The organism is Holdemania filiformis (genome assembly GCF_003459085.1).
GTDB lineage: Bacteria > Bacillota_I > Bacilli_A > Erysipelotrichales > Erysipelotrichaceae > Holdemania > Holdemania filiformis.
This window is the reverse complement of sequence record NZ_QRUP01000005.1, coordinates 158,807-168,529: the sequence shown is the minus strand read 5'-3', so window position 1 is coordinate 168,529 and position 9,723 is coordinate 158,807. Positions and strand designations below refer to the sequence as shown.

Sequence of the window (9,723 nt, the reverse complement as noted above, 5' to 3'; positions counted from 1 at the left end):
CGATCCGTTTCACTCACGGCAATGTGATCCGCATTGATATCGATTCCAATCACACCGTCTTGCTTATTCTCCATCAATTCACGTTCTTCCATCTCCACAACTGCTTTGATAATGAAATATTTCTTATGATCTTCCAATAGATAAGCAACCGCTTTCCCCGGTGTGTTATGCGGCAGCTTCACCGCCCGTTCCAGTTCTTTGGCATTTGCGTGAAACTGGATCTTCAACCGGATTTCTCTGTTTTCACTGCTGCAGCGATAAATCAATACGCCTTCTTCAAGATGATATTTGAATAAGCAATTGGAATACTTCCCCTGCCTGCGCCCGGGAATCATCATGGTTTTGTTTCGCTGATATCGGTATTCTTCAAGCCACGCTTCATGATTTCCAGCGTAAACCGTCGTTCTGGAACGCGACAGCTTCTTCCCGCCAAAGCAGGTAAACCGCATTTTCTGATTCGCGGTATTGAGCTGTTGCTGCGTGCGGTTCAATTTAAAGATTAATTGAGAGCGTTGGTTCTTTAACTGTTTTCGGTTTGGACGCAGCACTTGCACCTCCTCGAGATAATCTTCCCGGGTTTGCTTTCCCAGCTTCGTTTTCTGTTTCAGCTGTGCTAACTGTTTATCCAACCGCTGGATTTCTTTCTCTGTTTTCCGGATTTTCTTCTCCACGCTTTTCACTCTTGCCTTTAACGACTTCTTCCAGCGTTCATGGTTCTCAAAGTCCGCTTTCAACTGATGCTGAGCTTCCCATAGCGCTGCCAGAGGAAAATAATCATTCGTGTGATACCGGCGCTTCAGCTCTTTATGAAGCGATTCTTCAAATGGTAAGGGAATTCCCCGGGCTTTCAGCGTCAGATAACGATAAGCGGTATGGAGGATAGAATGAACCAGCTGGATATCTTGACGAATAGCCTGAGCTTCTTCAGGAAGCAATTCATCATAGTAGACCCGATCGGAACACGTTATCGTTTTCACGAAGAAGACCTCGCTTTCAGAGATGCCCATCATCTTTAGCGAGTTAATTATACAATAAACGTGATCTCATCTCAACGCATTTGAGTTCGTTTCATTCTTTTCATTTTCTTTTGCCTCTGACGCATCGAAATTCTTAGAATACAAAAAAAAGAAGCGCAAGGCTTCTTATTTTACAGCGTCTTTTAAGGCTTTAGCAGCTTTGAATCCTGGAACCTTTGTCGCAGGCACGGTGATCTTTTCCTTTGTTGCAGGATTGATGCCTGTTCTTTCAGCTCTTGTCTTCACTTCGAATTTGCCGAAACCGCTGATATCGACTTTGCCGCCGTCTTTCAACGTTGAAGTAATTTCATCAAAGATCAGATCGACAGTTTCGCCTGCCGCTTTCTTTGTCATTCCCATCTGATTCGCTACAATATCTACTAATGCTTTCTTGTTTAACAATTCACTCATACTATTACCTCCGGTACTTGTATATGATACCATCTTTCGTTTCAGAGTTCAACAGAAACTAATCTTAAATTTCGCTTTATTTCAGGCGTTTTTTCTTATTCGTAATCCATTTCTAAATTGTCAAAACCGCTTCCGGCGACCGTATTGCTAACGGTGTCCAGATACTCAATCTTGACGTTTTGACCAGGCTGGGTCAGCGTCAGCTCCGCACTTACGTCCAGGGAGAGCACATACAGATGCGCATCATTTTCTAACGTGAGATAATAATGCGTCGTGCCTTCCTGCACGGCAGAAGCGATCGCCGCCACGGTTCCCGTGACCGTTTTCATTTCCGCCACTTCGCCGCTGATCTGTTTGTTCGCAGTCTTCAGCTTCCGCAGATAATCGTCATGTGCCGTCTGCATGGTTTCGCCGATGCCGACGATGGAATAATCCGTAACGTCGACGAAGGAATACATTTTAACCAGACCTTCGGAATCTTTTAAAGAAATGAAGTACGTCGGCTCATCCGCAATGTTCAGCAAGATTGGGAAGGTTGCGCGGTAGTTAAGATGCTGAACCTGCCCTTCCGCAGAAGCCATCGCCGAAACCTCGTCAGCGCCGCCGACTTTAATATAGCTGGCTTCCTTAGTGCGCAGATTGATTAAGGCAAAGCCGTTGATCGAATGATCCGCCGCGACGGAAGTCAGACCGGAAAAGACGTAGGTCTGACCGTCGATATTGACGAAATTGTAGCCGTCGGTCGTCTGAATCATATCCTTCTGACCAAACAGCGTATTGAAGAAACCATGGACATAGTAGCCCCAGTTGTCAATCTGTTTCCAAGCCAGTTCCGCCGGCTGGACACGATCCACCCAGGCTGGAATTTCATCCATCGTATATTTATTCATCTCACCGGTGATCGGATCGACGATGATCACGCCCTGAGCGCTTAATCCGCCGTAGTAACCGATTTCCGGCGCGACGACGGAAACAACCCAATACGGATGACCTTCGTCATCCAGCTCAAATGAATAATCGGAAAGCAGCTCTGTGCGATAACGGAAGCGGATATGCCGGAACAGATTTTGATTGAACCAGGCCGACGGGGAATATTTAATCCCTTCCTGAAGCATGACCATATCGACGTCGTTGGGATCGTTTACGTTAACCTGGATAAAGCCGGGAATTCCAGTGCCGTTGTTCTGGAACCATTTAATGAAATCCCGGTATTCCAGCGGCGACACACGGTACAGATGTTGATCGGAACTGATCAGCGTGTAGGTGGGATCGATCTGATACTGCGAACCCAAGCCGGCCTGCTTGCCGATCTGCTTATCGCCTAACAGCGATGCGGTCTGCTGATCGACGACCGGAATCCGATCGGTTGAAATGGCCTGGAACTGTGAGCTGAAATCAGACACGTCTTTTATCTCGATCTGATCGCGGTATTTCTCAGCGTTGAGCAGCTCGCTGCCTAAAAACACCAATAGCAGCATTGCGGTAAACAGGAATCCTGCCCCGAAAACGCAGCATTTCTGGATCAGCGCCCACTTGCCGGACAGCACAAAATCGCTGATCCCAAAGACGACAAGCAGAAAGACCACAAGCATAACGGTCGAGGGACTGTGCAGATTCCAGGCCGGCAGCGTCACATAGTCAATCAGGATAGCCAGCGCCAGCGTGATCACCAGAGCTGTCAGATGAGCTTTTCCCGGCTTCATTTTCGGCTTGCGCGGTGTCTTGAATTGGTTGAAGGCGTTGGGATCAAAGTTAAAATGGAATTGAGTCATGCTTGATTCTCCTTTAAGCGCCGGCGCAGATCAGCGATTAGCGCGTTCAGACTGGCGTCGTCCAGACATTTGCAGCCGGCCGCGTTCTTATGCCCGCCGCCGCGGTAATTCATCGCGATGTCGTTGACCGGCAGCGTCTTGGAACGCAGCGAACCAGCCCACCAGGTGTTTCTCTGATCGTCGTGATCCTTCGCAAAGACCGCCCAGATCTCAATTTCGCGGATTCCGCCGAACTGATAGACTTGATCCTTTGCCTGGGAAGCCGTCATGGACCAGCGGTCTAAGAAGGCCTGATCAATAACGGAAATCATCAGATGCTCATCCAGAATTTGAGCTTCGGCCCGGATCGCGCTGGCAAATTCATATTCTTTAAGCGGAACGTCGAACAGATCGCGGTTGATCTGCGGGATATTCAGACCGCTCTGAGCCAGATAGGATGCCATTGCGAGCGTATGTTCCGTTGTATTGCTCGTCTTGAAGCTCAGCGTATCCGTCAGTAAACCGCGGTACAGATATTCCGCGACATCCGCTTCCAGCGGCTCCTGATCAACGGTGCTGAAAAATTCCGCAAGAATTTCACAGGTCGCCGCGTAGTGATCGATGACATATTCAAGATCGGCGAAATGCTCGATCTGCGGATGATGATCGAGATGGATGATCTGCCGGGCGCTTTGCCAGCGCTCGTCGTCAATCCGCCGCACGTTCGCCGTGTCCAGTACGATCGCCAGCGACTGCCGAACGGTCTCATCGTCAATTTCATCGCTGTCCGGAAACAAGCCGTTGGTCATTTTCTGATGTCCGAGTACAATCACCCTTTTTAAAGGAAAGCGATGCTTTAACCAGGTGGCGAGCCCCCATTGGCTCCCTAAAGCATCGCAGTCCGGATTGATATGTCGGTAAAGTGTAATGACCTCAGACTGCTCCAGCGCGGAATACAGTCCTTCAAACATGCTTATAACCCTAACAGACGAACGGTGTCGCGGGCAATAACAAGTTCTTCATTGGTCGGTACGATATAGACCTGAACCTTGCTTTCCGGATTGGAAATGCAGACTTCCTTGCCGCGGGTCTTATCGTTGAGTTCATAGTTGATGGACAAGCCCAGGCATTCTTCCATCTTTTCGAGGATCTGATGGCGCAGGTTCGTGTCGTTTTCACCTAAGCCGGCCGTGAAGGCGATCGCATCGACGCCGCCCATCTGCATGACGTAGCCGCCGACCACATTGATCACGCGGTTGACATAGACAGCCTGGGTCAGAATGGCGCGTTCGTTGCCCTGCTTCACTGCGTCTTCGATATCACGGGCATCGCTGGAAATGCCGCTGACGCCCAGCATGCCGGATTTCTTATTTAAGATTGTGTCCATTTCCTTCGGGGAAATGCCCTTCTTATCCATGATATGGCAGATGACGGATGGATCGATATCGCCGCAGCGGCCGCCCATCATGATGCCGCCTAACGGTGTGAAGCCCATCGATGTGTTGACGCACTTGCCGCCCTTGACCGCCGTGATCGAAGCGCCGTTGCCTAAGTGGCAGGTGATGATGCGGGTATCCGCAATGTCCTTGCCCATCAATTCCGCAGTGCGCTGGGAAACATACTGGTGGCTGGTGCCGTGAGCGCCGTAGCGGCGGACCTTATCTTCCGTGTACCATTCGTACGGAACCGGGAAGATGTAGGATTCCGGCGTCATCGTCTGATGGAAAGCCGTATCAAAGACGAACACGTGACCGATTTTCGGCAGCGCTTCGCAGAACGCGCGGTAACAAATCAAATGCGCCGGATTGTGCAGCGGCGCCAGCGGTGCCAGTTCCTCAACTTTATTGACGACGTCCGCGTCGACCTTGACGGACTGATCGAAGTATGCGCCGCCCTGAACAATGCGGTGGCCGGCAGCGGAAATCTCATCCAGCGTTTCGACGATGTGATATTTAACCAGAGCTTCCAAAAGCAGTTCGACCGCGACCTTGTGGTCCTTGATCGGCAGGTTCTGGGTATGTTTTTCCCCGTTGACCTTGATCGTGAAGATGCCTTCGTCCAGACCGATCCGTTCTGCCACACCGGAAGTCAGAACTTCCTCCTCGGGCATGTTGAACAGCTGGAACTTAAGGGATGAACTGCCTGCGTTGACTGAAATAACTTTACTCATATGTACCTCCATTTATTCTGTCTGCATACAGACCTCGACCAGTGCGTCGACTTCGGCAATGTGCAGCGCTTTCAGCTTTTCATATTGCGCGATGCGGACCTGATAGTGACGCAGCAGGTGAAGTTTCGATTCATAGTCTTCCAAAATCTTTTCACAGCGTTTCAGAAGATCGTACACGGCGCTGCGGCTGGTTTGCTGCAGCTCGGCGATTTCCGACAGCGAATAATCCTCTTGAAAGTAGTAATCCAGGATCGTGCGCTGCTTCTCTGTCAGCAGCGTACCATAGAAATCGATCAGGAGATTCATTCGTTCGGTTTGAGCTAATTCTTTATCCGACATCCCGGATGCCTTCCGAAATGCTGTAAAGATACAGATCGAGATCAAACGGCTTGAGGTCGTCTTCCCTTTCGCCTAAGCCCAGATAATAGACCGGAATGTGCAGCACATCCTTGATTGCCAGCACGATGCCGCCCTTGGCGGTGCCGTCCATTTTGGTCAGGATGATGCCGGTCACATCCGTGACCTCCTGGAAGATCTTGGCCTGGGATAAGCCGTTCTGGCCGGTTGTGGAATCGAGCACCAGCCATACGTGATGAGGCGCGCCTTCGATTTCACGGCCGATGACCTTGCGCATCTTGGCCAGCTCGTTCATCAAATTGACCTTGTTCTGCAAGCGTCCGGCAGTGTCGCACAACAGGATATCCAGGTTGTGTTCCTTGGCGTAGCGGCAGCCGTCGACCAGCACGCTGCTGGGATCGCCGTTCTCGCGGCCTTTGATGCACGGGACGCCGAGCTTATCGGCCCAGCGCGCCAGCTGTTCGATCGCCCCGGCCCGGAACGTGTCCGCGGCCACGACGCCGACTTTTTTGCCCTGACTCTGATACAGCTTGGTCAGCTTGGCGCACGTCGTGGTTTTGCCGCTGCCGTTGACGCCCACCATCAGGATCACGGTCGGACCGTTTTCATTCATCACGATCGGCGCGTCGGTGCTTTCCAGATAGATATTCTGCATGATCTCCATCAGAAAAGCCATAACGTCCTTGAACGTGACGTAGCGGTATTGATCGACCGTTGTTTTCAGCTGATCGCAGATCTTCTCTGCGGTCTGAATGCCGACGTCGCTCTCCAGCAGCACGATCATCAGTTCTTCGAGGAAATCCTCGGTAACGCCGTTGAAGCCGAACGCCATCTTGTTGAGCTTTTTGCCCATCGTGTCGCTTGTTTTGTTGAAACCGCTCAGATAGCGGTCGCCGTCTTTTTTCTTGGAAAATTTATCTTTCAGCGTATCAAAGAAACTCATGCCGGCTGCACCTCCTTGGTTTCGGCCATTTCAATTGCGTCGGTCAGCTCGACCTTCAGCATCTGCGAAACGCCCTGCTTCTGCATTGTGACGCCGTAGAGGACGTCGCACTGTCCCATTGTTCCGGGACGATGGGTGACGACGATGAACTGTGTCCGTTCGCTGAAGTTCTTGATGTAGCGGGCGAACCGTTCGACGTTGCCCTGATCCAGCGCCGCCTCGACTTCGTCGAAGATACATAACGGAACCGGCCGGGCCTTGAGAATCGCAAACAGCACGCTGATCGCGATCAGGCTCTTTTCGCCGCCGGAGAACAGCCGGATATTCTGAACCGACTTGCCCGGGGGCTGAACGTCGATATCGATGCCGGTATTTAACAAATCCGTCGGATCCTCCAAGATCAGGCGGGCCTTGCCGCCGCCGAACAGCGCGCGGAACGTGTCGCCCAGCTCCTCGTTGATCTTATCGAACATGTCCTTGAACTGCCGGACCATGACTTCGTCCATCTCGTCAATCGCCGACAGGATTTTATCGCGGCTGGCGATCAGATCATCCACCTGCTTGCGCATGAATTCATACCGGTCGTTGACCTCAGTGTATTCTTCCGGCGCGTTCATGTTGATGTTGCCGAGCGCTTCGATTTCCGAGCGCAGCTGCAGCACTTCCTCGCGCGCATTTTCAATGTGGCTTTCCTCAACCTTGGTGCGGGCGTATTCATAGGTCAGCTGATATTCGCTGGTCAGCCGCGCCAGATTGTTTTCCAGGCGCGTTTCAATCTTCGCCTTGTCGAGCTGAATCGCGTGCGAGCTGGCGGTTGCCGTTTCCAGTTCCCGGCGAATCTGCCGGATCTGCTGCTCGCGACGTTCGATGTCGGCGGTCAGCTTCATCTTCTGCTGGCGCTTCTGGGACAGGGACGTCGTGATTTCATCCCGGCGGGAATAGGCCTGGTTAAGCGAGGTGATCAGCGAATCCGCGAACGTTTCCTGCACGCCGTCTACCGCTTCCGGCGCTAACAGCTCGTAATCGTTTTTCAAGCGTTCAAATTTGGCGCGCTTGGCGTCGACGACCGGTTCCAGCTGAGCGCTGGCAATCCGTTTCTCCGTCAGCGACCGCTCCAGCTCGGAGCGCTGGCGTCCGGATTGATCCAGCGCCTTCTGCGCCAACTGGCATTTCGCCTGCTGCGATTGAATCGTTCCAGTGATTTCTTCCAGTTCACGCTGAACCGTCATTAAGGACGAACTGTTGCGGGCCTTGCCGCCGGTCATCGAACCGCCGCGGTGGATGACATCGCCGTCCAGCGTTACGATTTTATAACTGAACTTTAATAAATCGGCCAGGTTATTGCCATGTTCCAGCGTATCGCAGACCAATACGTTCTGCAGTAACGACTGACTGACTAAATCAAACTGCGGATCACAGTGGATGAACTCGCTGGCGACGCCTAAGAAGCCTTCGGTGTTCTGCGCCACGATGCGGTGATCCTGCGCGATCCAGCGGGGTTTTAAGACCCGGATCGGCAGAAACGTCGCACGTCCGCTCTGGTTCTTTTTCAAAAAGCTGATCGCCTGACGGGCGCTGGCTTCGTCGGTGGTCACGATGTTGTACATCGCACCGCCTAAGGCGACTGAGATCGCTTCCTCATAGCCTTTTTCCGGTTCCAGCACCTTCGCCACGACGCCTAAGACGCCGGGCAGAAACGCCTGGGAATCCATGACAGCCTTGACGCCGGCTTGGGAATTGAACGGCTGGCGGGCCAGGTTTTCCAGAACTTCCCTGCGGTTCTGCAGCCGCCGCAGAATGCCGGCGGCCTCGTCGTTTTTCTGCGAGTTTTCAGCCAGCTCCATCGCGGTCTGCGACAGCTGTTGGGAAAGCAGCGCCACATCCCGCTGCAACTGATCCAGCCGCTGCTGCCGGTCTTCGTATTCAAAACGTGCTTCTTCCAATAACGACTGCATCTGCTTCGCTTTTTCCTCGCGCGTGCCGACCTCAATCGCGTATTTCCGCTTTTCATCCAGTTCAATCTTGCGGGTTTCCAACGTTTGGATTTCATTGATGACACGCATCAGTTCTTCCTGCAGCTTGTTGATTTCGACTTCCAGCCCGTTGGAATCCTTCTTGGCCTCCAGATTGGCCGTTTCATGAACCTGAATCGTCGTCTGCTGCATCGTCGTCGAATTCTCGATATCGAACAGCGTTTTGACAGCTTCATCGATCTGCTGGTTAAGATGCGTGATCTCCTCGACTAAAACGGCGATCTCGATTTCCTGCAGACGCGTTTTCTTTTCCCTGTAAATCTCAGCCTTGCGGGCCTGGCGTTTCAACGGCGAAACCTGCCGCTCCAGTTCGCTCAGGATATCTTGGGTGCGGTCGAGATTTTCCTTGGTCCGCTCCAGCTTGGACAGCGATTCAAGCTTGCGTTTCTTGTACTTGCTGACGCCGGCGGCATCCTCAAAGATCGCCCGCCGTTCAATCGGCTTCGCTTCCGCAAATGAACTGATATTGCCCTGAGAAATCATTGACAGGGAATCTTTTCCCAGGCCGCTGTCCAGAATCAGATCCACAACGTCCTTTAACCGGACCGGGTTGCGGTTGATCAAATACTGGGCTTCACCGTTATTGCGATAAAGCCGGCGTGTGACTTCTATTTCATCCAGCTCGCTGTTGAGATCCCGGCGGCTGTTGTCAAAGACAAGGGTAACCTCAGCCATGTTGACCATTCGGCGGTCGGCGCTGCCCGCAAAGATGACGTCGGTCATCGCGTTGCCGCGCAGAGACTTCACGGACTGTTCGCCCAGAACCCAGCGGATCGCGTCGGTAATGTTGCTTTTCCCGCAGCCGTTGGGGCCTACGATCCCGGTGACGTCGTGATCAAACTGAATCACGACCTTATCGGCGAAAGATTTAAAGCCCTGCATTTCTATTCGTTTTAGAAACATGGCATCCTCCTTCTCACTCCATCTATGTATTATAACAAACCAGCGTTTAAATTTAAAGGAAACCCAGGACGAAAAGCAGTGCTTTCGCATGTTTTTTAAGCAATTCCGCACATCCGTGATCACTTTGATAAAAATTGCT

The 9,723-nt window shown here is 52.0% G+C and carries 8 protein-coding genes; all 8 read right to left on the bottom strand.

What is annotated here, in order from left to right:
- A partial coding sequence (locus DWY25_RS06135; protein ID WP_147336668.1) for a coiled-coil domain-containing protein occupies positions 1 to 977 on the bottom strand: 977 nt, incomplete at its 3' end.
- Between the two features lie 165 nt (positions 978 to 1,142).
- Complete coding sequence (locus DWY25_RS06130) at positions 1,143 to 1,427, bottom strand: HU family DNA-binding protein (protein ID WP_006060734.1); 285 nt, start codon at positions 1,425 to 1,427, stop codon at positions 1,143 to 1,145.
- A gap of 95 nt (positions 1,428 to 1,522) precedes the next feature.
- Positions 1,523 to 3,199: a CvpA family protein gene (locus DWY25_RS06125; protein ID WP_117894493.1), complete on the bottom strand. Its 1,677-nt coding sequence runs from the start codon at positions 3,197 to 3,199 to the stop codon at positions 1,523 to 1,525.
- A complete protein-coding gene (locus DWY25_RS06120) occupies positions 3,196 to 4,149 on the bottom strand; it encodes a DHH family phosphoesterase (protein ID WP_117894492.1) in 954 nt (317 codons plus the stop codon). Before DWY25_RS06120 ends, DWY25_RS06125 begins: the two co-directional genes overlap by 4 nt.
- A gap of 2 nt (positions 4,150 to 4,151) precedes the next feature.
- Positions 4,152 to 5,348, bottom strand: a complete 1,197-nt coding sequence (locus DWY25_RS06115; RefSeq protein ID WP_039865131.1) for an acetate/propionate family kinase — start codon at positions 5,346 to 5,348, stop codon at positions 4,152 to 4,154.
- Between the two features lie 12 nt (positions 5,349 to 5,360).
- The gene (locus tag DWY25_RS06110; protein WP_006060729.1) at positions 5,361 to 5,687 is read right to left on the bottom strand and encodes a putative DNA-binding protein; all 327 of its coding nucleotides are present in this window, start codon (positions 5,685 to 5,687) and stop codon (positions 5,361 to 5,363) included.
- The gene (gene ftsY, locus DWY25_RS06105; protein ID WP_006060728.1) at positions 5,677 to 6,648 is read right to left on the bottom strand and encodes a signal recognition particle-docking protein FtsY; all 972 of its coding nucleotides are present in this window, start codon (positions 6,646 to 6,648) and stop codon (positions 5,677 to 5,679) included. The genes DWY25_RS06110 and ftsY overlap by 11 nt, the downstream gene beginning before the upstream one ends.
- A complete protein-coding gene (locus DWY25_RS06100; protein WP_117894491.1) occupies positions 6,645 to 9,584 on the bottom strand; it encodes a chromosome segregation protein SMC in 2,940 nt (979 codons plus the stop codon). Before DWY25_RS06100 ends, ftsY begins: the two co-directional genes overlap by 4 nt.
- Positions 9,585 to 9,723: the final 139 nt, after the last annotated feature.